This window comes from Geobacter sp. AOG1, from assembly GCF_019972315.1.
Classification (GTDB): domain Bacteria; phylum Desulfobacterota; class Desulfuromonadia; order Geobacterales; family Geobacteraceae; genus Geomobilimonas.
In genome coordinates, this window is sequence record NZ_BLIZ01000001.1 from 500,922 (window position 1) to 526,751 (window position 25,830).

Genomic DNA, 25,830 nt, shown 5'->3' on the forward strand with positions numbered 1-25,830 from the left:
CTTACAGGATGAAGAGAGTTTTCAGACGTGCAAGGTACTCCACGCTCTCCGGCGAACCCTCTTCCGGGGCCCACGGTGCCAGTTCCTCGGCGATGAGGGGGCGGTAGGGGCCAGCCTTGGCTTCGAAGAAAACGGAGCCCGGCTCCAGGCTGAGGGCGGTGTGGTAACGGCCGTGGGGAATGTCGACGGCGAAGGTCTCGCCGCCGGCCGCGACGACCCTGGTTTCCTTCACCCGGCCGTCATCGTCGAAAGCCACAACTCCCATTCTGCCCCGCACCATCACCATGGATTCATCCTTATTGGGGTCGGCGTGGCGATGGGGGCGGATGTAGGTGTCCGGCTCCACGGCGTTCAGAAGCCGATGGCAGCAGGAGTCATCGGTCGGGTGGAGGTTATGGTTCTTCCGCTGCCGCGGCGAATCCTTAGCCACGGCGGAAAGGCGGTCCAGGAGTGTCTGGTCGAGATAGTTCATGGGTGCTCCGGTCATCTGTAAGGGGTTCTACAAAAGCGAACTTGCCGTAATGCTCAAAAATGCCCGGATGCAAGGCGCCGGCGAGCGAGCAGCGGAGCATACACGGAGTATGTGAGCAGCGCAGCGAGTCGGCAACGCCGCAGACGGGCGTTTTTCAGCGTTACCCTTCAACAAGGGCGAACTGGTTGCCGTCCGGGTCCTGCACCACCGCCATCTTCCCCCACGGCGACTTTTCCAGCGGCTCGGGAAACTTCACCCCCGCGGCGATCAGCTCCTGATACAGTTCGTCCAGGTTGCTTACCACCAGGGTGATACCGGTGTGCCGGCCAACCAGCGGCATCGCCGCCTCGTGCATGGCGAGCGCCACTCCAAGAGTGGAGGTGCTGCCGGGAAAGAACTCCATTGTAGCGACCGATTCCTGCGCCAGCGGCAGCTTCAGCTGTTCCTTGTAGAAATGGCGGGCCTTGTCCAGATCGCGGACGAAGACCACCACGTTTCTCATCTTGGTGACCATGGTGAATGTCCTTTTCTTGAGGGTTTCAGGGGAAGAAAATAGCAGAGCGGCGGACGGCTGGCAAGGGCATTTTCTGCTGCGGATTACTCGGGCAATGAAAAAGCCTGCGCTGGGCAGGCCGTTGAGAGCTTGTCACCTTCCCTGGTAGTGCCTCGGGATTCAGCCGTCCACTTCAACGCGATTGCGCCCTTTTTCCTTTGCTCGATAGAGGGCCATGTCAGCGGCCTTTACCAGCGAGTTCGCGTCGAGTCTGCTGTCCGGCCTGCTCATCGAAAGGCCGAGGCTGACGGTGACCGGAATCATTCCCTCCGGGGTATCCATGGGTTCACTGCATATACAATAGCGAAGCCGCTCTGCCAGCCCTTCGGCATCCTTCCGCTCACACCCCTGCATCACGATCAGAAACTCCTCTCCACCGTAACGCCCCACGTAATCATAGGAGCGCATGAGGGAAAGCATCCGTTCCGACGCCAGGCGGAGCACCGCGTCCCCCACCAGATGGCCGTAGGTGTCGTTGATCATCTTGAAATTGTCCAGATCGGCCATTATCAGGCTAACACACGTATTTTCCCGGGTTGCCCGTGCCAGTTCGTCCACGAGGATGCGATAGATTTCCGCATGGTTCCACAGCCCGGTAAGAGAGTCCCGTGAAGCCTTCGCCCGGAGTATTTCCCGTGCCGTCAGCAATTCATCCTGCAGTTCCAGGATGCGTCTGCCGGCACGCAACCGTACCCTCAGCTCGTTGTTTTTGAACGGTTTGGTTATGTAATCGTCGGCACCCGATTCCATGCCGTCGATAATATCCTGCTCCTTGTGCTGGCCGGTCAGAAGGATGATGTAGGTATAGGGTTCTTTCAGTTCCGCCCTGACCTTCCGGCAGATATCCACACCGTTCATCCCCGGCATCAGCCAGTCCAGGAGGGCAAGCCGCGGTGCATCCTCGGAAGCGAGCACCTGCCACGCCTCGTTGCCGTCCCGGGTTTCGACCACCTCGTAACCCCAACGGCACAGGTAGAGTTTCAGAAGGGTTCGAAGACTGCTATCATCTTCTGCAATCAATATCTTCATGTTTTTCCTTGCATGATGTTCAGGTTCGGGAACAGTCGGACCTGCTTTCCCCACGTTCCCTCCGAGCCATCCGTGCTACGAATCGAGATTCCCGACAGGTCATATTTTTGTAGTTTCGCTTAATGAGATTAACACACTCAAAGCGTTGTACAATCACGGACATAAAAAAAACGCCTGAATGATGGCAGGCGTTATTCCGCTACTGGCCCCGATTGTCAGCCCCCTGCCTTTTTCACCCGGTAGCCGCGCTTCTCCAACTCGCCCACCAGCAGGTCGCGATGCTCACCCTGGATCTCGATGACGCCGTCCTTGACGGTCCCGCCGGTACCGCAGCGCCGCTTCAGCTCACCCGCCAGGGTTTTCAGCTTCTCTCCGTCCAGGGGGAGTCCGCTGATGGTGATCACCGATTTTCCCCCGCGCCCTTTGGTCTCTCGCCCCACCCGCACGATGCCGTCACCCGGCGGTGACGCCTTCGATGCGCGACAGCTGCACTTTCCCGCCGGCTGGCCGCAACCGGGGCAGATACGCCCCTGTTCAGAGGAGTAGACAAGGCGGTAGTCATCGGACCGGCGTGTGGTCACAGCCATACTCCAGTTCTCATTTGCACTCCACCTCTCGAATCATGTCGAGCCGCGAGTCGGGGGGGATATCCTCCCAATCGGTCTTCCCCGCCAGGTCAAACTCGGCGATGGCCTTCCCCTCCCCGTCCTGGTGCACGACCCGGGTGAGGCGGCTCTTCACCCCCTTGCAGTCGATGTCGTAGCTGAAGAAGGAAGAGGCAAGCCCTTCGTACTTTTTCACATTCCCCAGAAGTTCCAGGGTCTCCGCCTTTCCCGCCGGCAGGTAGACCAGACGGGTCACCACCCCGACCATCCCCGGCGCCGGCCTGACCACGGCCGATTTGTCGTAGGTAAAGGTGGAATGGTCCGGGATGGAATCCACTTCCACCCACGCCGGCTCTCCGCCCCGGGCGCTTCCCGCGAAGCCGGGCATCATGCCTCCCGCGAGCACCGAAAACGCCATAATCACCATGAGTTGTCGAATAGTCATGTTTGTCCCCCTTTGCAATTTTCTCGTTCCAGTCTACCCCGGAATTGCCGCCGCTTCAAATCGTTCGCCGATTCTTTTATGTATCAGGCGAACAGCATAGCCAGTTCGCTGCGCCACACCCAGACAAAGACCAGCAGCGTACCGTAGAGCGCTACCCCGGCAAGGCTGGAAAAGGCGACCCGTAAATCCTGGGTCGAGGGGACCGCGCCGGCCGTGCAAAGGTAGACCGCCAGGTAGAGGAACAGGGTGTGGGGCAGGTCGGCGGGAAACCAGGCGAACCAATGACGGTAGAGAAACCAGGCAAGGGGGATGAGAAGGAGCGGCGCCAGGCCGGTGGGGAAGGAGGCAAGAAGGCCGGCATTGCGGATGGTCACCGAGCCAAGGACCCAGCCGCGGCGCACCGTACCGTCAGCCAGCGTGGCGAGCCGCGGAGTCGGTATGATGCTGAAACCGGCGGGACGGCCGCCGGTAATAAAGGCGATGACCAGGTGGGAAAGCTCGTGGAGCAGGGTGGCGGGAAGGGCATAGAGTATCTGCCAGAAAGGGCCGGCGGTACCGATGCGGCCATGGACGGCGGCCAGGACAATGGCCAGAATGAGCCCGATAAAATGGCCGGTCGTCGCGTCAATACTTCCCGGGGTCATGACAGTTCGGCAAGAAGCCGCTCCAGTTCCGCGCGTCCAAAGTGATACCGTTCCCGGCAGAATTCGCAGGTCACCTCCGCTTCCCCTTGCGTTTCAAGGAGAGAGGCCAGTTCCTCCCGGCCGAGGGAGATGAGCACCCGCTCGATCTTCTCCCGGCTGCAGGAGCACGTAAAGGCCACCGCCCGTTTTTCCAGGGTGTCGTAGGGTATCCCCTCGAACAGCCTCTCCAGGAGCTGTTCCGGGGTTTCACCCTGGCGCAGGAGCTCTGACAGCGTGGAGAGTTCGGCAATCCGCCCCATGAGCCGATCGATGGCCGCTTCGTCCTGGGGAGGGAGGGTCTGAATCAGGAAGCCGCCGGCTGCCGCCACGCTTCCATCCGGCTCAAGGTAGACCCCCAGCCCGACCGCTGACGGCACCTGCTCCGATTCGGTCAGGTAATAGGCCAGGTCCTCGGCAATCTCGCTCGAATAGAGCTGCACCGTACCACGGTACGGTTCCTTCATCCGCAGGTCCTTGGTGACGGTGAGAAAGCCGGCCCGCCCCAGTGCCCCCGCCACGTCCAGCTTGCCATTCCTGAGGGGAAGGTCTACGGCGGGCACCCCCACGCAGCCACGCACCGAACCGTTGCTCTCCGCCTCCACGAGAATCTTCCGGATCGGCCCGCTCCCCTCGAACTTGAGCCCCACCCTCTGACCGGTCTTGAGGAGCGCCCCCATGAGCACGCCGCCGGTCAGTGCCCGTCCCAGGGCGGCCGACGCCGTGGGGAGAGTTTCATGGCGGCTGCATCCCTCCCGGACCAGTTCCGTGCTGACGCAGGCCAGAGCACGGAAGCTGCCGGACCGGCTGATGATCCGCACCAGGTAATCGCTCACAGGCAGACCCCCAGCCGTCCCACCAGTTCACCTTCACGGAGAGAGAGTTCCTTCACGGTGAGCATGTCGGCAAGCAGCATCCCTTTCAGGCGGTAGCTGAAAAATTCGGCAAGGCGCGGCACCCTGGCCAGGTCGCAGGTAATGACGCCCTCGCGACAGGAGAGAAAGGGGATCTTTCCCACCAGGCGGGTGGTCACCCACTCAAGATCCAGTGGCTTGATCTGTTCCACCTGCAGGTAAACCTGCTTCTCCCATGTGGTAAAGGCAACTTTTTGCACCGTGAACCGGGCAGTGAACGGTATGGCAAAGGGGAGAAGCCGCTTCTTCACCTCACCGGCGATCTCGCCGTAGCCGTCGAAAAACCGGAGGGAAAGCCCCCGCAACTCCTCGTCCACGGCCAGGCTCAGGAACTCTCGCTGGAAATACTCCTCCGTCACCCGGAACTCCCGGCGCGTCATCACTTCCTTCAGGCGCTGGTCCTTGAGCAGTTCCTTGAACGCAGGATTCTTCAACGTGTTGTTCAAGCGGTCGAAAATAGACATGATCTTTCCTTTATTTTCATTGAAACGAGCAATTTTGTGCAAGGTCAAGGCGGTCAAGGGATGACGCGGAGGCACTGCGCCGCACAATTTCGCTTGCGAAATTGGACCGCGAAGGCGCTCCGCAGGAGTCGGCTGATAAGCCGAGTCACAAGGAAGCCCGAAGGCCAACGCAGAGATTGCGCAAAAGTGTTCGTTTCCCTATACAAGTCCCATGGTGAAGTTGAACTCCGACGTTCCCGCAATCTCCTGCCCCCGGCCGAATGCCTCCAGGATGCGGGGCCACTGATCCTGGGGAACGCCGGACAGGTCGATGATGAAGCTGGCGCACCCCATCTCCTGCAACCGCGCACGGAACCCGGTGAGGGAGAAGCGGCGGGTCGGGGTTATCACCGTCAGACCGTCCTTTACCGCCACCTCGTAGCCATCCCCCCGATCAGAGAGAACGGGGGCATCGCTCTTGACGCTCCGGATAGCAATCTTGGAGGTGATGGCGGGGACGCCGCCGTATACCAGAACCCGCCGACCGATGGGGAGGTCAGCAGCCAGGAGTGCAGCCATGTTCTCCGCATCGTCTTCGATATAAAGGGTGGCAGCAACCGCCCCCAACTCCTGCCAACTGAGGAGCGCCTGGCTGTTGAGGGAAAAGAGCCGATAGTCGGTTGAGACCTCCACATCCAGCCCCTTGAGCAGGAGGAAATGGGAAAGGTTGGCCGCCTCGAAGCGGCGAAAGCCGGCCGCGACGATCTGTTCCACCCCCTGCCGGTAAAAAGGAAGGTCCGCTTCGAAGATGATGAAGGGAAGTCGCCAGAGCACCTGCTCTTCACGCCCCCGCAGCTTCCGGGTAAAGAGGGGCAGCTGGTGGAGGTTGGCGCGGGAGACGGGGATACTGATGACATCCACCCCCTCCCGGTGGAGGAGATGGTAATCCCGCAGATGTTCCAGGCGAAGGATGAGCTCGTTGCGCCGGGGATTCCGGACCGGCCGCGCCTTCACCAGCTCCGCCAGGGCTCCCCTCTTCGCCGCGGCGCGCCGTTTCTGCAGGTCGGGAAGCACCTGGTCCGCCAGAGACTGGTAGAATTGGCGGCGGATATCCTTGAGCCGGGCCGGCGGGATGAGCACCGTCGGGAAGCTGGTGGCCGTGAGGTTTCGCAGTTCGAAGGGGGTGTCGCCGCTCCGGGAGAACTGGGCCTGGAGCACACTGGCCATGTCACTGGTGCGGGCCGGCTCCAGGTCGCCAAGGGGATACGCTTCGACGATCTCGCACCCCGCAACCTTTCCCGTCACCCGCATGACGTCACCATCGAGAGAGAGGTGGAGATCGCAGGGAATCTTCCCCCTCTTCACCCCTTCCAGGCGCTTTTTGCAGGCGCTCTCGCTCATGGTAAAGGCGGTTTCCGAGGATACCTTGAACACCGTGTCTCCCACCTTGAAGGGGAAAGGGGAGACGGTGCTGACGACGGTTTTTTCCCGGACATTCTTCACCTGCTGCCTGCCGGCGAACAGCTCCTTGATGGTAAAGGCGCGCCCCGCCATGTCACTTTTGGGCTGGACCCGAATCCGGTCACCCACATGGAGGCGGTCCCGGGTTTCGAAGCTGATCCGGTCCCCCTGGATGGCGCGGATTTCGCCGAGGAAACGGCCGGTTGCCCCTTTGAGGGAAGGCGTGGCGATGTCGGTCGGCTGGTGGGAGGCGAGAAACCCCTTGGTGGGAACCCGGCCAAAGGAGAGCTTCAAGAGCTCCTTGGCCCCGGCTATCGCCTCGTCCCGCCGGTGAGAAGGTGCATCGAGAACGAGCCGGTAGGCGCCGATGACGCTCGCCACGTACTCGGCCGATTTCATGCGACCCTCTATCTTCAGGGAAGCGACCCCCGCCTCAACGAGCTGGGGGAGCATGTCGATGGAGGAAAAATCGTTGGTGGAGAAATAGTACCCCTCCTTTCCCCGGTAGGTGTACTGGCGGCGGCAGGGCTGGGCACAGCGCCCCCGGTTGCCGCTGTGGCCGCCGAGGAAGGAGGAAAAGTAGCATTGCCCCGAGATGGAGAAACAGAGGGCGCCGTGGATGAAGCACTCGATCTCGGCCGTGCTTTGCTTCGCGATGGCCGCAATCTCGTCGATATGGAGTTCCCGTGCCAGCACCACCCGTTCGAAGCCGAGTTCCTCCAGTTGGTGGACCCCGAGGGAATTGTGGATGGTCATCTGGGTGGAAGCGTGGAGGGGGATTCCCGGGAAATGCCTGCGGATGAGGCGGGCCACCGCCAGGTCCTGGAGGATCACTCCGTCCGTTCCCATGGTTTCAAGGGCCGTCAGGGTCTCCACCAGCTGGGGAAGCTCCTGCTCCTTGACGAGCGTATTAAGGGTAACATAGACCCGGCGGGAGAGTGAATGGGCGTAGGCGGTGAGCCGCTCCATCTCGTACAGGGTGAAGTTTTTCGCCTTGGCCCGGGCTGAAAATTCTTTGAGGCCGGCGTAAACGGCATCCGCCCCTTTTTCCATGGCGGCGAAAAATGCTTCGAGTGAGCCGGCCGGAGAGAGGAGCTCCGGTTTTTTTCGTTCGGTTACGATACGTGACATCCTTTCACACTACCCGATGCAAAAATTTGCGTCAAGTTTCATTGCCACCGCCACGACAGGGCATTCGCTCCCGAAGCGCCCCCGGTATGATTTTATCAGACTGTGGCTGACAACAAGACCCTTGTTTGATAGAATGTTTCGGGCACTTCTGCCGTCAGACGTCAGTTTTCGTAGAATAAAGAGAGAGTGGCATGAAAAAACGCTCCCCCGCCTTTGACAAACACTATGGCTCCCTGATCCCCCTCAAGATAGCCGTAATCTATGCCGTCGTAGCTGGCCTCTGGATCCTGCTTTCGGACGAGGCCCTCCAGTTGCTGTTCAAGGATCCGAACACCATCACCCGGATTTCGATCGTCAAGGGGTGGCTGTTCACTGTCGTAACCGCCAACCTGCTCTATTTCCTCGTGTACCGCTATGTGCGTGCGCTGCAACGCAAGGACGACAATCTGTTTGAGATCGTCCAGGGGGTATCGGCGGTTACCGGCAAGGCGTTCTTCCAGTCCCTGGTCCGGAAACTGGCGGAGCTCCTGCATGTCGATTATGTCCTGGTCGGCGAGCTGACCGGCGAAGGGCTGACGGGGGTGCGGACCATTGCCGTATTCGGCAAGGGGAACCCCATGGAGAATTTCGAGTACGACCTGGCCGGTACCCCTTGCGCAGACGTGACCACGGGAGACGGAAGGGTATGTTACCACGCGAAGGGTGCTGCACAGCAGTTTCCACAGGACCACCTGCTGGCCACCATGGGGATCGAAAGCTACCTCGGCACCCCTCTGCTGGATGGAGAGGGGAATGTCCTCGGGGTCATGGCGATTTTGAACTGCCGGCCCCTTGATGGAAAGGACGAGGCGGAGGCGATGTTCCGGATTTTTGCGGTGCGGGCCGCTGCGGAACTGGAACGGAAGAAGCGGGTGGACGAGTTGCGGGCCGCCGAAGCGCGCTACCGTATCCTGTTCGAGAGCAACCCCCACCCCATGTGGGTCTACGACCTGAAAACCCTTGCGTACCTGGCGGTGAACGAAGCAGCAGTCACCCACTACGGCTATTCCCGGGAAGAATTCCTCGCCATGACCATCAAGGATATTCGCCCTGCCGAAGACATCCCCCGACTCCTCGACAGCATTGAACAGGTTCCCCCTGGACTTGGCCAGTCCGGGTACTGGCGACACCGGAAAAAAGATGGCATGGTGATCGACGTGGAAATCACCACTCATACGTTAACCTTCGACGGCAAGGCAGCCAAACTGGTGCTGGCCAATGACGTGACCGAGCGACGGCGGTCAGAAACCGCCCTCCTGACCCAGTTCAACCAGATCAGCACGGTTTTTGACGCTCTCAACGCCATCGTCTATGTCGCCGATATGGAGGATTACCGGCTTCTCTACATGAACAACTACGCCATCTCCCTCTTCAGCAGCGACTGGCTGGATAAGCCCTGTTATGAGATTCTCCAGGGAGGGCAGACCAAACCCTGCGACTTCTGCACCAATGACCGACTGAAAAAGGACGGCGAACCGCTCCCCCCCTGTGTCTGGGAATTTCAGAATACCAGGACCGGCAGATGGTACCAATGCACCGACAAGGCGATCCGTTGGATAGACGGACGGCTCGTGAGGATGGAGATCGCCGTCGACATCACCGAGCACAAGGACCTGGAACGGCTCAAGGACGAAATGGTCTCCGCCGTAAGCCACGAAATGCGCACCCCACTGACGGCCATACTCGGTTTTACGGAATTCATGCTCGAGAATGAGGTCCCGCGGGAAGAGCAGCAGACCTATCTCGGCACCATGCAGCGTGAAATGCTGCGGCTCAACGAACTGATCGGTAATTTCCTCGATCTGCAACGCCTCAATGCCCGGCGGCACTCCTTCGTCTTCACCCCCCTCATCATTGAGGATGTGGTAAGAGAAGCGGTCACCCTGTTTCAAACGGCGTCGGAAAAGCACCACCTCCTTATCGACTGCCCCCCCGACCTACCGAAGGTACGAGGTGACCGAGCACAGTTATATCACGTGCTCACCAACCTCATTTCCAATGCCATCAAATATTCTCCCTATGGTGGGACTGTCACCATCGGCGCACGTCTCGAAGAGGGTATGGTTGTTGTCCGGGTGCGGGACGAAGGGATAGGCATTCCGACGGAGGAACTGGAGCGGGTTTTCGAGAGGTTCTATCGTGTGGACAATACGGACCGCCGGTCCATCGGCGGGACAGGACTGGGGTTGTCCCTGGTAAGGGAAATCGTCCACGCCCACCAGGGAAGGGTCTGGGTCGAAAGCAAGCCGGGGGAGGGAAGTTCCTTTTACATCGCGCTGCCGGTGGAAGAGACGGATGCGACGGAAACAGCGCTTTCACCAACTGCCTGAAATCGGTACTGCCGATCATTCCTGTCGAAGGGGTATCTTGCGCGGAATGCGTTGCAGGTTAGGAGCGGCGAGGGAGAGGATGTCCGTAACCGGGACTTTCCAGACGCCATCCTCCTTCACGAGGGGAAAGGCATGTTTCACGAAGCGGACCCCGAATCCTTCCGCTTCCAACCCGACCCGCGCATTAAGGTAAACCCTTCCGTCCCCCAGCCAGACTACCTCGACATCCTGCAACTTCTCCCAGCAACAGGCCGGCACGCGACTGGCATAGACGATCCGTTCGAGGAAGGAACCACGACTGACTCCGGCAGGATAGATCATCCGCAGGGAAAGAACCTCGAACTCCTCGCCGCGCCAGAGGTCAAGGATCTCCTCAAGCCCCTGACGCGCGGCGATCTCATCGTCCATCTGGCCGGCTAGAAGCTTCGGAGCCGCCAAGAAGAAACAACAGCCTGTCAGGACCAGCAGCCATAACCACCGTACCTGGCTGAACCGCTTATCTGGTGTTCTCCCCATGGTCGCTCCGATTCTTGTGCCAGTACCTCTTTCTCTTGCTGCTCGCGGCCAGGGAGGTGATGTCCGCTTGGCTGAGACGCCAAACATCCCCCTGCTTCACCACCTTGAAGGTACGGGTGAGGTACTCGGTTCCGACCCCCTCTTCGAAACCGAGCTTTGCCCGGACCGTCGCGGTGGTCTGGTTTTTCACCGTCACCCGCACTTCCTGTACCTTGTCCCAACAACAGGTAGGCCGCCGGGTCGCTATTTGCATCTTTCTGACGAACGTCTCTTTACTCTGCTTGCCTCCAGGAATCACCTGTTCGTAAAGATCGGCATACCGGCCGTCCCGCCACAGGTCGAGGATAGACTCCAGGTCCCGCTTCACCTCGGCCTCCACCCCACTGTCGGCGGATGCTGCCGGCAGTTCCCGCACCATCCCCGTAACACCGACAATACATGCCAGCACCACCATCACGAGTTTTACCATCCCCACCCTCCACGATGAATTTTTTCTCATGGTAATAAAAAGACGCCAGCAGGGCAAGCAAAATGCAGTCAGAACTGCGTCACAACGCACGCCCCACCGCAGGGGCAATGCGCCGCAACTGCTCCATCAGGGCGGTGAATTTCTTCGGTTTCAATGACTGGGGTCCGTCACTGGAAGCCCTTTCCGGATCGGGATGGACCTCGATGATCAGTCCGTCGGCACCGGCAGCCACGGCGGCGCAGGACATGGGAGCTACATAGTGGTAATTGCCGGTGCCATGGGAGGGATCGGCGATGACCGGCAGGTGGGTCCGCTCCTTGAGAACTGGTATGGCGGAGAGGTCGAGGGTGTTGCGAGTAGCCGTCTCGAAGGTGCGGATACCCCTCTCGCAGAGGATCACCGCCTGGTTCCCCTCGCTCATGATGTACTCGGCACTCATGAGGAATTCCTGGATGGTCATTGACATCCCCCGCTTGAGGAGGATCGGTTTCCTCAGCTGGCCGACCTTCTTGAGAAGGGCAAAGTTCTGGGCATTGCGGGCACCGATCTGGAGGATGTCGGCATACTCCGCCACCAACTCCGCCGTCTCCGGATTCACCACCTCAGTGACTATGGGGAGTCCGGTTTCCCTCCGTGCCTTGGCAAGGAGCTTCAGGCCATCTTCCTCCAGTCCCTGGAATGAATAGGGTGAAGTCCGCGGCTTGAACGCCCCGCCGCGCAGGATATGGGCTCCGGCAGCCTTCACCGCGATGGCCGACTCGATGATCTGCGCCTCGCTCTCCACCGAGCAGGGGCCAGCCATGACAATGATCTCCGGGCCACCGATGGCAACTGTGTCACTGATGGCAATCACGCTCGACTCCTTTTTCACCTCTTTCGAGGCGAGCTTGTAGGGCTGCAGGATCGGGACGACGCTCTCCACCCCATGCATCGACTCGATGGTTTGGAGCACCAGCTTCCCCCGTTCGTCCCCTACCGCCCCGATCACGTCCCGGGTTGTGCCATGGATAACGTGGGGCTTGTACCCCAACTCCTTGATCCGCTTCAGCACCTCGTCCCGGTCCTTTTTCACTGCACCCGCCTTCATGACAATGATCATCTGCTGTCTCCTTTCAGAATCCCGAAACGCACAAGGCCGGAGATTTCTCCCCGGCCCTGTCGATACTGTTCCAGTATCTAGAATAAGAAAAAGCCGGGGATGGATTCGTCCACCCTCGGCTTTCGGTTTGATTGATGTGGTACTGCTTCCCTACATCAAACCCCTACCCTGGGCAGACGGCCGAAAATAAAAGCCGTACCAAAAGTAAAAGCTGAAATAGCGGAAGCTCGTAGTTACCATATTGGCATACTTGCCTATTCGTCCCGTATCTGTCAAGAAAAAACTGCCTTCGCCCTTACAGTAAGGGTTTAGTGAGCAGTCCCGGAACTTTAATTGCGGTCCTGCTGTCGTATAATGGCGTGCTAGATGTCGGAACGCCGAGTTGTTCGTACTTGTTGTCGCCCCATGTCCAGACGCCACCGGAACCGTCAATGGCGATGGTGTGGTGCCCAATGGCGATGATTCTCCGGATGCCGGTCAGGGGTTGTGGCGCATTGTTTGCGTCAAGATAGACGACCTGAACCGGCGTGCTCCTGAACCCCGTGGTAGATATGGCGTCGTTGTTCCCCAGCTGGCCAACGCCGTTGAACCCCCAACCCCAGACGGTGCCATCCGATTTCAGGGCAACGGTATGGTCGAGGCCTGCAGCGACTGCCGTCACGTTAGAAAATGGGGTCACCCCGTCCGCCATGACGACCGGGACCGGCAACAGGCTGGAGGTAATAGTATTGTTACCCAGCTGGCCGAGGGAGTTATATCCCCAGGTCACGACGGTTCCATCCGACTTCAGGGCAACAGTGTGGCTCCCGCCGGCGGCTATCGCCGTCACTCCGGTAAGCGGCGTGCTAGCGGCATCCGTCACCACCTGCACCGGTACAACACTATTGACCGTACTGTTGTTCCCCAACTGGCCAAGCCCGTTGTATCCCCAGGACCAGACCGTGCCATCCGGCTTCAGGGCGAGGCTGTGGCTCCCGCCGGCGGCTATGGCCGTCACGCCAGTCAGCGAGTTGACCTGCACAGGCGCAGACTGGTTTGTAGCCGTAGCGTTTCCCAACTGGCCCGACGCGTTGTATCCCCAGGACCAGACCGTGCCATCCGACTTCAAAGCAAGACTGTGCTGACCGCCACCTGCAACAGCCGTGATTCCCGTGATATTCACGACACGGACGGGGGTCGTACGGGCTGCTGTCGTCGTGTCACCCAGCTGGCCAAATCCATTGTTCCCCCAGGCCCAGGCAGTACCGTCATTGGTTACCGCAAGGGTATGGGTTCCCCCGGCCACCGCCCCCTTCACCCCGGTAGCAAGAGAGATGGTGACGGGAGTGAACCCGCCGGTGGTAGTATCGTTCCCCAGTTCCCCGTAAGAGTTGTTACCCCAGGTGAGTGCGGTGGAGTGGTTGGAGAATACCACGCTGTGGCCATAGAATATCGTTGGATTCGTAGTGGAGACGGCAACGGCAGACGAGCTTTTTCCGCAACCCGACAGCAGTGCCGTCATGAGAGAGCCCGCTAGTATCCACGAGCGGAGCCTGAAGATGGTTCTCATATATCGTCCTCTTTTCCTTGTCCGGCAAAGTAACTTCGCCTGCGGATTTAACACCAGCCGCTGCAAAAAGTCAAGCCGGCTAGGAGAAAACGGAACACCAACCACTGTCCAAACCCTTTGACAACATTCCCCCTTTCCGCTACCTTGACACCATGCACGACCTGCTTACCAGTTACGGCTATCCGGGGCTTTTTCTGCTCAGCTTCCTTGCCGCAACCCTCATCCCCCTGGGTTCGGAGTGGCTGGTGGTGGCAATGCTTCTCGACCGGCATAATCCGTTCCTGACCGTTGCGGTCGCCACTATCGGCAACTCCCTGGGAGCCTGCACCACCTACCTTATCGGCAGGTACGGCGGACCTTGGCTGACTGAAAAAGTGCTGCACATCGACACCGCCGCTAAGATAAAGGCTGAACGCTTTTACAGCCGCTACGGCTCCTGGTCTCTCCTCATGTCCTGGCTGCCGATCGTCGGCGACCCCCTCTGCCTGGTGGGGGGAATATTGCAGATCGGGTTCCGGCGCTTTTCCGTTCTGGTTCTGACCGGCAAGCTGGCCCGCTACGCGACGGTCGCCTGGCTGACACTCGCAGGGGCAAGCATGCTGGCCCAAAGTTGAACAAAGGATGTCGAGTAGAGGCCGTGCGGCCACACAGGAACCCTTACGTATAGATGCACTTTTTAGTCCTTCGAAAGGATATCCATGATAACCAGCCGTTCCACAACCCTCCCCAACGGTCTGCGGGTGGTGGCGGTAGAAATGCCCCATCTCCACAGTGCCGAGATCGCCGTCTACCTCAAGGTCGGCGGCCGCAACGACAGCCGTACCACGGCCGGCCTCGCCCACTTCCTCGAACATATGCTGTTCCGCGGCACCTCCGAGCACCCCACCTCCCTTGAACTGGAAACCGCCTTCGAGGCCCTCGGGGGAAACGTCAATGCAGCCACCGACGAGGAATCCACCTGTTACTATACCCGCATTCATCCCCGGCATGTGGCCGAGGGATTCCGGCTCTTTTCCACCATGTTGCTCCGGCCGACCCTGGCCGGCCTTGAAGTTGAAAAGCGGATCATCACCGAGGAAGCGCTGGAAGACATCAATGAGCGGGGAGAAGAGATCAATCCCCACAATCTGGCCAGCCGCATGCTCTGGCCCGACCAGCCACTGGGGATGCCGACCATCGGCTATCTGGATACCATCGCAGGCTTCACGATCGATGAACTGCGGAGCCATTTGGCCCGCTACTATGTGCCGTCCAACGCCGTAGTGGTTGCTGCAGGCGCCATTGAGGCCGAGCAGGTATTTGACGCCTGTGCTTCAGCTTTCTGCGACTGGCAGGGTGCGACAGCGCCCGGAGCCGAGCCCGCAACGGGGAATCAGAAGAGTGCGGCATCTTTCTTCGTCAAGGATTCGGACAGCCAGGTCCACTTGCAACTCGCCTTCCGCGGTTTTGCCCGCCAGGACCGGCGCATCATGCCGACCCGTCTGTTGAGGCGCATCCTGTGCGGAGGTGGCAGCTCCCGTCTCCATCTCGCACTGCGGGAGGAGTTGGGGATCGTCTACGCGGTGGATGCGTCCATCTCCGCCTACGAGGAAACGGGCGGCTTCGCCATAGAACTTTCCACCGCGCCCGAAAACCTCCCCCAAGCGGTCGCTCGGGTGCTGGAAGAAACGGAACGCCTCGCACGGGAGGATGTCCCCCCCCCGGAACTGGAACGGGTTCGTCAGGGATATTTTTTCGACCTTGAGTACAGCAGGGATTCCACCTACGAGATGCAGGTGCGCTACGGATGGGGAGAACTGATGGGAATGGTGCGGAATACTGAAGAGGACCGGGCCGAAGCAGCCGCCGTCGATGCAGCGACAATCCGGTCCATTGCAGGAGCCCTGTTCGCGCCGGAAAACCTCAATTTGGTTGCGGTCGGACCATGGCGTGCCGACGTAAAACGACAGGTGGAAAAACTGGTAAAGGCCTACGCTCGGGAGTTCCCACGCACGACATAACGCATCTGTCAGGTCGAAGTCTCGCGCCCAATCAGTAGCGCTGCTCCACGATCCGCGCCGAAATTTTCCCCACTATCCCCGCAATTGCGGCCATCTCTTCCGGCGAATCCCCCTCCACCAACTTGATGTGGGTGGCATCGGCCGGGACCTGTGCAAAAGTAGGGTCCACCGCCAGCCAATCACCAGCAAAGCTCTCCGCCCAGCTGTGGTAAAGGAATCCTTTTCCGGAAACATAGACCAGCCCCGAGACGAAACGGGTCGGGATACCGGCAGCCCGTGCAAGGGAGGCGTAAAGCCGGGCATGGGATTGGCAATTCCCCTTGCGGATCGCCAGTGTCTCCAGGGGAGAGTAGCTGTCGGTCACCGCTTCCCCCACATTTGCGGCGACCCACCGCACCAGCCGGTCCACCTTGCCGCGCGGTGACTGCTCAGCGCCGATGATTTCGGGAAGCAGCCCCCGGATCTCCCGGCTGTTGGAGAGTATTCGCTCGGTTTCCTGCAGATAGACGGAATGATCCTGAACACCTGTCGTTTCCCCGGCTGTTCCAGCTCCACGCTCAACTGTCACAACTGCCCGACCGTCATCCCCTCGCACAACCGTCTGCCCGCCCCCCACCGGCAGCGTAAAACCGGCCGGCAAGGCCGCCAGCTCGACCACCAGCCGCCGCACGTCAGCCGGCCGATCGACCGGAGTGGCAACCCTGATGAGGCTAAAATCGAGGATCAGGTCGCGTTTCGCCACGGCGGACTCGGCAAGAAAACGGGCGGCACTGGCTGCATCTTCGGGCTCGGTCACGATCAGATCGTTGCGCACCGATTCCCGCACCGTATTTCCCGCGTCGTCAACCCAGACATCATTGTCCACGAAAGGGTAGAGGTCATTGCGCAGATGGATGGCCGTTCCCCCCGTGGGAAGGGGTTCCCGGCCAATGACCATTATATCCACTGACTTGATTTTCACCGACTCAACATCCAGCACCGTCACGTGAATGGTTTTTCCCGGCGGTGTCCCCTGCAGAAGGGGGAGGAGATTCAGGGCGGCCATGGGATAGACCGGCACTTTCGTCTTGATGAACTTCTCCTTCCGGCTCCCCGCCGTTTCGACGACCACTTTGACCCCCCTTGCGGTCCTCTCGCCGAAAACCTGCAGGGGACTTCCGTCGATCGTCTGGGAGACGGCGAATGACTTAAGCGTCAGATCCCGCGCCACCCGGTAGCTTTCCCGAGATGATGCCTCCCGGGAAAACCCGAGCACCAGCATCTTGACACTCCCTTCGCAGGAAATGCTGTATCCTTCTGACATGGCATTGATCGCAAGACGGGAAAATCCTGTCCGCTCTCCGTTCATGCTGACACTGAACCAGCGCTCTCCGAGGGGAACCTGGGGCAGAGGTGACGTTGATGCTGCAAAAGCAACGAAGGAGGCCTGCTGAAAAATGAACAAGGCGAGGAACAGCCGGGGGATGGAACGCCAAAAAGCCTTCATAGAGGGAATTCCTTACGGGTGAGGTCGGCGTCGGATGCAGGTAGCCAAAACTATTGCGAACAATTCGTGATCATTCGGTAAAAATGGGTTCTTTGCTGGTTTCCGGCCGTTTTTCCCGGGAAGGGAGGTTGCACTGGTTACTCGCGGGCGCCGACTCTTCAACGCCCAGGACATGACTTTTGTTCACGAGCAGGCTGGCAAGCCTCAGGAGCTCCTGCCTGCCAGTGTCATCAAGCCGCCTGAAGTCAGCGAGGAGTTTCTGTTCTTCCAGATTCAGGTCCATAGGCTTAGCATCCTCCTCCAGCAGTATTAAGGCTTTTATACCATAATCCTGCCACCGATACAATCCGACAATAGCCGTCTGTTGTGTCATTGATTCCTCATCCCAACCACACGACCACGATTGGCGGGCAATCGTTAAATATCCATAATTTTAGTTAGTTAGCCAATTTTTTCACTTGTCAAACCCCAGAAGGGGAGTATAATAAAATTACACAGAGTTGCGAGAGTCGCGAGACTCTCATTATGCCCTAGCTGACTTGCCCTCCTAGTCGCTAGGGTGTTTTTTTACCCGCGAGCGTGCCACATCTGGCACAGATACAGATCAGTGTGCCATTACTTGCACATTGCCTATTTTTAGGGTATGGTGGGAAAAAAATTTGCTCGTTTTATTTCCGGGGGAACATGGAACCGATCGTAACCGTCAAGGACAAGTGCCGCAAATGTTACTCCTGCGTCCGCAGCTGCCCGGTCAAGGCCATCAAGGTGGACCAGAGCTATACGGACATCATTTTCGATCGCTGCATCGGCTGCGGCAACTGCCTGAGCAACTGCCCCCAGAAAGCCAAGATCGTCTGCGACAAAGTAGAGGTCACCAATCAGCTTCTCGCCTCGGGACAACGGGTCATCGCCGTGCTCGGCAGCTCGTTTCCCGCTTTTTTCCACTATGTTTCACCGGGGCAACTGGCAGCCGGCCTGAAGCGGCTCGGTTTCGCCGAAGTCCATGAAGGAGCGTACGGTGTTGAACTGATCGCGGAAAACTATGCAAGGGCCATTGAACAGGCGCCCCATCCCCTCATTTCGTCCCATTGTCCGGCCGTCGTCGATCTGATCGAGCGGCACTACCCGAAACTTATCAAGAACCTGGTCGGCACCGTTTCCCCCATGGTGGCGATGGGGAGATTCCTCAAGGAAACCTGCGGTCCGGAAACCAAGGTCGTGTACATCAGCTCCTGCATCGCCGGCAAATTCGAAGCCCAGGCCGACGAAACCGGCGGCGCCATCGATATCGTCCTCACTTACCGGGAGCTGGAAGGAATGTTCCGCAACCGGGAAATCGGGGTTCCTTCGCTCAAGGAAGAGCCCTTTGACGGCATGGAGCCCCGCCTTGGTCGCATCTTCCCCATCTCCGAAGGGACCTTCAAGGCCTTTTCCATCGCCACCGATCCCCTGGACTGTGAGATCATCACCGCCGAGGGGGAAGCAAACGTCATGGAAATCATCCGCGACCTGGCAAGCGGCCGGATCAATCCCCGCATTGCCGATGTCAGGTTCTGCTACGATGGCTGCATCGGCAGCCCGGGTCGCAACAAGGAACTGACCGGCCTCTACAAGCGCAACCTGGTCATCTCCCACTTCAAACGTGCCGTCCCCTACGCTACGGCTCTTCACTATCTGCACCAGCAGAAACGACCGAACCTCGCCAGAGCCTTCGTCAACAAATCGTCCAAGTTGGACGTGCCACGGGGAGATGACGTCAGGAAAATCCTCCAGAGCACCAACAAATTCACTCCGAAGGACGAGCTCGACTGCCGTGCCTGCGGTTACCGCACCTGTCGTGATTATGCGGTTGCCGTGCATCAGGGGCTGGCCAATCTGGAAATGTGCCTCCCTTACACCCTGCAACAACTGGAAGAAGACCGCGGCCGCCTGATCCAGAAATACGAGCTGGCACGACGGGAACTGGACCAGGAGTACGGCGACGAATTCATCGTCGGCACCGACCGCAAAACCCTGGAAGTCCTCGACCTTATCAAGCAGGTCGGCCCCACCCCCACCACCGTCCTCATCCGCGGGGAATCGGGTACCGGCAAGGAGCTCACGGCACGGGCCATCCACCGCTACAGCAAGCGGAATGACAAACCGCTCGTCACGGTCAACTGCACAACCATCACCGACTCCCTCCTGGAAAGCGAGCTGTTCGGACACAAAAAAGGGTCTTTCACCGGCGCCATTGGGGACAAGAAAGGGCTCTTCGAGGCAGCCGACGGAGGCACCATTTTCCTCGACGAAATCGGCGACATCACACCCAAGTTGCAGGCAGAGCTTCTGCGCGTCCTCGATATGGGAGAAGTGCGGCCAGTAGGGGGAACAGCGTCCAAAAAAGTCGACATACGCCTCATCGCCGCCACCAACAAAAAGCTGGAGGAAGGGGTCCGGGAAGGGTGGTTCAGGGAGGACCTCTACTATCGCCTCAATGTCTTCGCCGTCACCATGCCCCCCCTCCGCAGCCGGGTCGAGTCGATTCCGCTCCTCGCCCACCATTTCCTGGAAAAGGCAAGCACCAAACTGAACAAGAAGATTGTCGCCATCGAGGAGCGGGCCATCAAGGCCATGCTCCAGTATCCCTGGCCGGGAAACATTCGGGAGATGCAGAACATCATCGAACGGGCAGCGGTCCTGACCCACGACGACATCATCCGACTGGAGAACCTCCCCACCATCTTTACCGAAAACTACGCCGACGGCCCTGCGCTCATCATCAACACCAAGGCATCCTTCAAGGCGGAACGGGAGCGACAGGTCACCCGAACCGAAAAACACCTCATCCAGCGCTATTTGGCCGAATCCGGCGGCAATGTGTCAAAGGCGGCAAAACTGGCAAACATCCCCCGCAGGACGTTCTATCGTCTCCTGGACAAGTACGGACTCAAGGGACAGGGAGGCAAAGCACTGCTTTCCGAGATATCAACCACCCTTTAGTGTGCAATCTTGGGCACACCTGTGCCACCCACGGCACACACTTAACCTCCCCTCCCCACAATTAACCACATTTAATCCTTAAATACTCCCTATTTACGGTATGTTACGAGCCAAACAGCCAATAAATAAAATTGGCACGCATATGGCATTATATGGTGTATTCGACAAAAACAAACACTACCAATAGGGACATACGAAGGAGGAAACAATGGGCAGAATGAGAGAGAACCCCCGGTACAACGTAATTTCCATGCGAATCAGCGACGAAGAGAGAGAAACCCTCCAGATGATCATGCAATCCACCCACAAGAGCGTCTCCGACATCATGCGGGAGGCGATGGACCTTTTCAAGACCCGTATCGACGGAGATGCCATCAGCCAGCGCGCCGCTTGAAATGAGAACAAAGAAAGGGCCGCACGGCATGAGTGCGGCCCTTTCTTGTTTTCAGGCGAGATACAACGAGAATCGCTCTACTTCACCTTCCAGGTCGTCCCCTGGGGACCGTCCAGGAGGAGGATGCTCCGGGAGAGGAGATAATCCCGGATTTCGTCGCTTCGCGCAAAGTTCTTCGCCGCGCGAGCGGCTGCCCGCTCCTCGATGAGCTGCTCTATCTCGGCGGCTGACATCTCCATCCCCGCCACCTTTCGCCCCTTGATCCGCTCCAGATATGCGCCTGGCTCCGAGGTAAACACCCCCAGCACTTCGCCAACCCCTGCGACCGCCTTCCGCACCGCCGCAAACATGGCACGGGCGGCAACAGATTCCCCGCCGTCTTCCGTCAGCACCCGATTCACCGCCCGGATCAGTTCGAACACGATACCGAGGGACTGGGCAGTATTGAAATCATCGTCCATCGCCTGCTCGAACCGGCCCATGAACCCGCCCAGCTTCTCGTGCAGTTCCCGCTCCGCCTCTGTCCCGGCGGGGACATCATCCCCTGCCATCTCTCCGTCAAACCGCGCTATCGCCGCCAGTGCCGAATAAATCCGTTCCAGCCCCGCCCCTGCTTCGGCCAGATTCTGGTCGGAAAAATCGAGTGGGGAACGGTAATGGGCCGAAAGGAGGAAGAAGCGGAGCACCTCCGGGTCGTATTTTTCCAGGACCTCCTTGATGGTGAAGAAGTTCCCCAGAGATTTGCTCATCTTCTCCGCATTGATGTTGACGAACCCGTTGTGCAGCCAGTATTTGACGAAAGGCTTGCCGTTGGCGGCCTCCGACTGGGCAATCTCGTTTTCGTGGTGGGGGAAGATCAGATCCTTGCCGCCGCCATGGATGTCGAAGCTCTCCCCCAGGTATTTCATGCTCATGGCCGAGCACTCGATGTGCCACCCCGGGCGCCCCTTCCCCCAAGGGGAGTCCCAGAACGGCTCCCCCGGCTTGGCTTCCTTCCAGAGTGCAAAATCCATGGGGTGTCGCTTCCGTTCGTCCACCTCGATCCGGGCACCCGCCTGCATCTCGTCCAGGTTACGCTTGGAGAGCTTCAGATAGGAATCGAACTTTTCCACGCAGAAATAGACGTCTCCCCCCGCGGGGTAGGCAAAACCCTTGTCGATGAGCCGTTGGACGATGGCGATGATCTCGCCGATATGCTCCGTAGCCTTTGGCTCGATCGTCGGCTTGACCAGCCCCAGCCGTTCCATGTCCTCGTCGAACGCCCTGATGTAGCGTTCGGAAATGACGTCGTAGGTCACCCCTTCCTTGTTGGCCCGGTTGATGATCTTGTCGTCGATGTCGGTGTAGTTCCGTACGTAGGTAACCGCATAGCGGGTGCGCAGATAACGGTAGATCACGTCGAACACCACGTTGGCCCGGGCATGGCCGATGTGGCTGTGGTCGTAGACCGTGACCCCGCAGACGTACATCTTCACCTCACCCGGCGTGAGCGGGACGAACTCCTCCTTCCGGGCGGAGAGGGTGTTATAAACTCGCAATGCCATGAAAATCCTCACAGGGGAATTGACTGCCAACTCCGTTTTTTACCACAACGCTCCCCCCATGTGAAGCGATTTCCAGCCCCGACCAGACCGGCAGCGACATAGAGAGGGCTTGCGGCGAAAAGGGTTCGCAAATCACCCGAGAATATCCCTGACCCTGGCAACAATCCCGTCACTGGTGAACGGTTTCCGGATGAAACCGTCGGCCCCGGACTCGGTAACCATGTGGCGCAGCTCTTCCTCACTTTTCGACGAGAGGAGAAGAATCGGGATTTCCCGGCTGAACTCCTTTTCCCGAAGCAGCTTGGCCTTCTTGTTCCCATCGAGCATGGGGAGCATGACATCGAGGATGATCAGGTCCGGTTTGCGGGGAGAGAAGATGTAACTGTTGGCCTCGATGCCGCTGGAGGCGGTGAATACTTCGTAACCGGCCGCTTCCAGGGGGTCCTTTGCCATGACCAGCACCAGTTCGCTGTCATCTACAATGAGAATCCTTTTCTGTGCCATATCTATTCCTCCGTCGAATTCGCAAACAGTTTAATTATGGCGGCGGGGATTGTATCCAGCGGCAATACCCGATCTGCAGCCGCCAGTGAAATCGCCGCCTTGGGCATACCGAAGACCGCGCAGCTCTGTTCGTCCTGCACGATCGTCGCCCCACCTTGCTCCTTGATACTGCGCAGCCCTTGGGCACCATCCTTCCCCATGCCGGTGAGGAGAACGCCGACCACCTGCCCTCCCCGGGGGACCAGCGACGAAAACATCACATCGATGGACGGGCGACAGCAGTTGACCGGCGGTCCGTAAGTCAGCCGGACCCGCCCATCGGCCACCATCAGGTGACAGTCGGTGGGGGCAACGAGGACCAATCCTTCCTTCAGCACGTCCCCCTCGGCGGCAAGCCTCACCTTGAGCGGACATTCCCCGTCGAGCCACTGGGCAAACCCCCGGTCAAAACCGCTGGCAATGTGCTGCACGATCAGGACGGCCCCCCGGAAGTCGGCGGGGAGATTTCTGACGATGCTCATAACCGCCTTTGGCCCGCCGGTGGAGGCCCCGATAGCGAGAATCTTCCTCCCCCCTGCCAGGGGGACGGGAACCGGTTGCTCCCGGGTCCGTGACGGGCGACGTATGACCCTGATACGTGCCAGAAGCCGGACTTTCTCTATAATGCCGGCACTAAACTCCGATGGATTGGCAAGGCCACCTCCGTCCGGCTTGCTCATGACGTCCAGGGCGCCTTTCTTGATGGCGGCAAAGGCCCGGTTCACCTCACGGTCGTCCAGGGTCCCCGACAGAACCAGGATAGGCGCCGGTGAGCCGGACATGATCTCCTCAATGGCAGCCAGGCCGTCGAGAACCGGCATCATGAGATCCATCACGATCAGGTCCGGATGCAGTTGCGCGGCAAGTTCCACCGCCTCCCGTCCGTCGGCGGCCTCCCCGACCACCCGGATGTCGCCGGTTGCGGCGAAAATATCCTTCAGGACCGCCCGCACCAAAGGCGAATCGTCTGCCAGAAGTACCTTGATCATAAGTCCGTCACGTCCCCATTTCTCCTACCGCTCCATGGCCGACACGCGAAGCCAGGCTGTCCAACCACGACGAAAACAACATTGAAAACAGACTATCGCACTTCATCCTATGAGCGACTCAACCGTGTCAAGGAGTGTCCCCTGGTCGAAACTCCCCTTGACGATGTAGGCCTGCGCCCCCGCCTCCAGCGCCTGGCGTTTGTGCTCGTCACGGGAGAGTGAAGAGACGATGATTATCGGCACCTCCCGGTAGGTGTCCAGTACCCGTAGTTGCCGAGTCAGTTCGAACCCGTTTATGCCTGGCATCTCTACATCGGAGACCACCAGGTCGAACTGGACCCCGGCCACCTTCTCCAGCGCATCCTCTCCCGAAACCGCTACCTCCACCTGATAGCCATGGCTCACCAGGATGCTTCGTTCCATGGTTCGGGTGGTGATGGAATCGTCCACCACCAGGATGCGGCCCCGCACCCGTGCCGCCTCCTGTTCCGCGAAGGCCCCACGGAAGCCGGTAGTCGTCGCCCCCTCGGCATGAGCGAAAAGATCGGGAACGCTGAGGATCAGGGCAGGATCACCGTCCCCCAGGATCGTGGCGCCGAACACGAAGGTGACCCGCTTCATCTGGGCTCCCAATTGCTTCACCACAATCTCGCCACTCCCCAGATGGCGATCGACAGTGCAGGCAAGCAGTTGTTCCCGCAGCTTGAGAACGACCGCCGTTACCTTGCCCGTCTCCAGAAGTTCCTTCCGCGCCGGCAGCCCCAACAAGGACGACAGAGAAACCAGTGGCACCGTGGTACCGCGCAGGGCAACGACCTCCTTGCCACCCACGGTGACTATGTCCTCGCTGCGGACCTTGATGGTTTCCAGCACGTAGCTCACCGGAACGGCATAGCATTCCCCGCCGCAGGCCACGAGGAGGGCTTCGACAACTGAAAGGCTCAGGGGGAGTTGGAGGGTAATCTCGGTACAGGCGCCGACAACGCTCCGGAGGGATAGGGTCCCCTTGACCCGTTCCAGGTTTTTCTGAACCACGTCCAGGCCTACCCCCCGCCCGGAAACGTCGGTTACTATCTCGCTCGTGGAAAAACCGGGGCGCAGGGTCAGGTACAGGGACTCCTCGTCCCCCAGGAGTTCCGCCTCTTCTTTGTCAATCACCCCACGGCGCAGCGCCGCCTGCTTGATCCGGGCCGGGTCCATGCCCCGCCCGTCATCCCGGACAAGGATCTGTACGCTGTCCCCCTCGTGGCGGGCGCTGATCCTGATGGTCGCCTTCCCCGGCTTGCCGTGCCCCTTCCGCTCGTCGGGGAGCTCGATGCCGTGATCGACGGCATTGGTGAGCATGTGGAGAAACATGGGCTTCAGGCTCTCCAGAAGGACCCGGTCAAGTTCGATACCGTCACCGTCGATGGCCAGGTCTACCTCTTTCCCCTGATCCCGTGCCAGGTCCCGCACCAGCCGCTGGAATCCGTCGGTTATGGTGCGCAGGGGGAGCATGCGCAGCTCCATTGCCTCACCATGCAGTTCCTGGATGAGATAGTCGAGGTAGAGGACGTCATCCTCCAACTCCCGCTGGAACTGCCCCAGTTCCCGGAGCGACGGCGGACCGCCGTCGCCGCGGACGAGGAACTTCAGTGAGCTTACCCTCGATTCAAGCCGCTTCTTGTTGATGATCAGTTCGCCAAGGAGGTTCACCAGGCTGTCCAGCGTCTTGACCCGGGCCCGCACCGTATCGCCGAATCCGTCTTCTTCCTTGCAGGACGGTCCCTGCATGGCGATCTCCGGCACATCCCCCCGGTCAAGGGCGGCCAGGAAATCCTCCACGACGAAGGAAGGGGGCTCCCCCTTGGCCAGGGCATCGACCAGCCGGGCCATGGCGTCACTCCCCCGCAGCAGGATGTCGATTGCCCTCTCGTCCACCTCCCGCTCCCCCTCCTCCATCTCCTTGAGCAGGTCCTCCAGGCGGTGGGCGACGTTGCTGACCCCCTCGAACCCGAGCATACGGGCCGATCCCTTGAGGGTATGGGCGTTCCGCAGCAGCTCATGAATGAGAACCTTGTTGGCCGGTTCCTTCTCCAGCCGCAAGACCCCACCCTGGAGGGACGTCAGGTGCTCGTCGGCCTCGCGGAGAAAGATGTCGAGGTACTTGCTGGACAC

24 protein-coding genes are annotated in these 25,830 nt (G+C 59.5%); 5 read left to right on the top strand and 19 right to left on the bottom strand.

Translation table 11 applies throughout. The annotated features are described in order from the left end of the window. Position 1 precedes the first annotated feature (1 nt). From LDN04_RS02230 to LDN04_RS02270, 9 genes are all read right to left on the bottom strand, one after another. A complete protein-coding gene (locus LDN04_RS02230) occupies positions 2-487 on the bottom strand; it encodes a WbuC family cupin fold metalloprotein (RefSeq protein ID WP_223905904.1) in 486 nt (161 codons plus the stop codon). A gap of 145 nt (positions 488-632) precedes the next feature. Continuing rightward, the gene (locus tag LDN04_RS02235) at positions 633-986 is read right to left on the bottom strand and encodes a VOC family protein (protein ID WP_223905906.1); all 354 of its coding nucleotides are present in this window, start codon (positions 984-986) and stop codon (positions 633-635) included. A 159-nt stretch (positions 987-1,145) separates the two neighbouring features. Further along, a complete protein-coding gene (locus LDN04_RS02240) occupies positions 1,146-2,054 on the bottom strand; it encodes a diguanylate cyclase (RefSeq protein ID WP_223905908.1) in 909 nt (302 codons plus the stop codon). A 215-nt stretch (positions 2,055-2,269) separates the two neighbouring features. Beyond that, positions 2,270-2,641 (bottom strand): translation initiation factor Sui1, encoded by a 372-nt coding sequence (locus LDN04_RS02245; RefSeq protein ID WP_223905910.1) that lies wholly within the window; start codon positions 2,639-2,641, stop codon positions 2,270-2,272. A 10-nt stretch (positions 2,642-2,651) separates the two neighbouring features. After that, positions 2,652-3,104, bottom strand: a complete 453-nt coding sequence (locus LDN04_RS02250) for a surface-adhesin E family protein (RefSeq protein ID WP_223905912.1) — start codon at positions 3,102-3,104, stop codon at positions 2,652-2,654. An 83-nt stretch (positions 3,105-3,187) separates the two neighbouring features. Further along, complete coding sequence (locus LDN04_RS02255) at positions 3,188-3,748, bottom strand: hypothetical protein (RefSeq protein ID WP_223905914.1); 561 nt, start codon at positions 3,746-3,748, stop codon at positions 3,188-3,190. Continuing rightward, the gene (gene hslO / locus LDN04_RS02260) at positions 3,745-4,620 is read right to left on the bottom strand and encodes an Hsp33 family molecular chaperone HslO (protein ID WP_223905916.1); all 876 of its coding nucleotides are present in this window, start codon (positions 4,618-4,620) and stop codon (positions 3,745-3,747) included. The genes LDN04_RS02255 and hslO overlap by 4 nt, the downstream gene beginning before the upstream one ends. Further along, on the bottom strand, positions 4,617-5,162 hold the full coding sequence (locus LDN04_RS02265; protein ID WP_223905918.1) for a hypothetical protein: 546 nt from the start codon (positions 5,160-5,162) through the stop codon (positions 4,617-4,619). The genes hslO and LDN04_RS02265 overlap by 4 nt, the downstream gene beginning before the upstream one ends. Before the next feature lie 198 nt (positions 5,163-5,360). Beyond that, positions 5,361-7,733 carry a U32 family peptidase gene (locus tag LDN04_RS02270; protein ID WP_223905920.1) on the bottom strand — a complete coding sequence of 791 codons (2,373 nt, stop codon included), beginning with the start codon at positions 7,731-7,733 and terminating at the stop codon, positions 5,361-5,363. Between the two features lie 191 nt (positions 7,734-7,924). Here LDN04_RS02270 and LDN04_RS02275 point away from each other — a divergent pair, with 191 nt between their 5' ends. Further along, on the top strand, positions 7,925-10,102 hold the full coding sequence (locus LDN04_RS02275; RefSeq protein ID WP_223905922.1) for an ATP-binding protein: 2,178 nt from the start codon (positions 7,925-7,927) through the stop codon (positions 10,100-10,102). A 15-nt stretch (positions 10,103-10,117) separates the two neighbouring features. Here the strand turns inward: LDN04_RS02275 and LDN04_RS02280 are convergent, their stop codons facing one another. The 4 genes from LDN04_RS02280 to LDN04_RS02295 form a co-directional block, all read right to left on the bottom strand. After that, entirely contained in the window at positions 10,118-10,618 is a 501-nt protein-coding gene (locus LDN04_RS02280) for a hypothetical protein (RefSeq protein WP_223905924.1), read from the bottom strand. Then, the gene (locus LDN04_RS02285) at positions 10,599-11,087 is read right to left on the bottom strand and encodes a hypothetical protein (RefSeq protein ID WP_223905926.1); all 489 of its coding nucleotides are present in this window, start codon (positions 11,085-11,087) and stop codon (positions 10,599-10,601) included. Before LDN04_RS02285 ends, LDN04_RS02280 begins: the two co-directional genes overlap by 20 nt. A gap of 79 nt (positions 11,088-11,166) precedes the next feature. Further along, complete coding sequence (gene aroF / locus LDN04_RS02290) at positions 11,167-12,186, bottom strand: 3-deoxy-7-phosphoheptulonate synthase (protein ID WP_223905928.1); 1,020 nt, start codon at positions 12,184-12,186, stop codon at positions 11,167-11,169. 295 nt (positions 12,187-12,481) lie between these two features. Beyond that, complete coding sequence (locus tag LDN04_RS02295) at positions 12,482-13,735, bottom strand: RCC1 domain-containing protein (protein WP_223905930.1); 1,254 nt, start codon at positions 13,733-13,735, stop codon at positions 12,482-12,484. A 152-nt stretch (positions 13,736-13,887) separates the two neighbouring features. Between LDN04_RS02295 and LDN04_RS02300 the strand changes: the two genes are divergently transcribed. Further along, a complete protein-coding gene (locus tag LDN04_RS02300; RefSeq protein WP_223905932.1) occupies positions 13,888-14,349 on the top strand; it encodes a YqaA family protein in 462 nt (153 codons plus the stop codon). A gap of 84 nt (positions 14,350-14,433) precedes the next feature. After that, entirely contained in the window at positions 14,434-15,735 is a 1,302-nt protein-coding gene (locus tag LDN04_RS02305) for a pitrilysin family protein (protein ID WP_223905934.1), read from the top strand. A 31-nt stretch (positions 15,736-15,766) separates the two neighbouring features. Here LDN04_RS02305 and LDN04_RS02310 read toward each other — a convergent pair whose 3' ends face one another. Both LDN04_RS02310 and LDN04_RS02315 read right to left on the bottom strand, forming a co-directional pair. Then, on the bottom strand, positions 15,767-17,221 hold the full coding sequence (locus tag LDN04_RS02310) for a transglutaminase-like domain-containing protein (protein ID WP_223905936.1): 1,455 nt from the start codon (positions 17,219-17,221) through the stop codon (positions 15,767-15,769). A gap of 70 nt (positions 17,222-17,291) precedes the next feature. After that, positions 17,292-17,594 (bottom strand): hypothetical protein, encoded by a 303-nt coding sequence (locus LDN04_RS02315; RefSeq protein ID WP_223905937.1) that lies wholly within the window; start codon positions 17,592-17,594, stop codon positions 17,292-17,294. 311 nt (positions 17,595-17,905) lie between these two features. Between LDN04_RS02315 and LDN04_RS02320 the strand changes: the two genes are divergently transcribed. Both LDN04_RS02320 and LDN04_RS02325 read left to right on the top strand, forming a co-directional pair. Beyond that, positions 17,906-20,203, top strand: a complete 2,298-nt coding sequence (locus LDN04_RS02320; protein ID WP_223905939.1) for a sigma 54-interacting transcriptional regulator — start codon at positions 17,906-17,908, stop codon at positions 20,201-20,203. 208 nt (positions 20,204-20,411) lie between these two features. Continuing rightward, a complete protein-coding gene (locus tag LDN04_RS02325) occupies positions 20,412-20,597 on the top strand; it encodes a ribbon-helix-helix protein, CopG family (protein ID WP_223905941.1) in 186 nt (61 codons plus the stop codon). A 77-nt stretch (positions 20,598-20,674) separates the two neighbouring features. Here LDN04_RS02325 and cysS read toward each other — a convergent pair whose 3' ends face one another. The 4 genes from cysS to LDN04_RS02345 form a co-directional block, all read right to left on the bottom strand. After that, positions 20,675-22,141: a cysteine--tRNA ligase gene (cysS, locus tag LDN04_RS02330; RefSeq protein WP_223905943.1), complete on the bottom strand. Its 1,467-nt coding sequence runs from the start codon at positions 22,139-22,141 to the stop codon at positions 20,675-20,677. A 132-nt stretch (positions 22,142-22,273) separates the two neighbouring features. After that, positions 22,274-22,645 (bottom strand): PleD family two-component system response regulator, encoded by a 372-nt coding sequence (locus LDN04_RS02335; RefSeq protein WP_223905945.1) that lies wholly within the window; start codon positions 22,643-22,645, stop codon positions 22,274-22,276. 2 nt (positions 22,646-22,647) lie between these two features. Beyond that, entirely contained in the window at positions 22,648-23,673 is a 1,026-nt protein-coding gene (cheB, locus tag LDN04_RS02340) for a chemotaxis-specific protein-glutamate methyltransferase CheB (RefSeq protein WP_223905947.1), read from the bottom strand. 102 nt (positions 23,674-23,775) lie between these two features. Further along, positions 23,776-25,830: a hybrid sensor histidine kinase/response regulator gene (locus LDN04_RS02345; RefSeq protein WP_223905948.1), complete on the bottom strand. Its 2,055-nt coding sequence runs from the start codon at positions 25,828-25,830 to the stop codon at positions 23,776-23,778.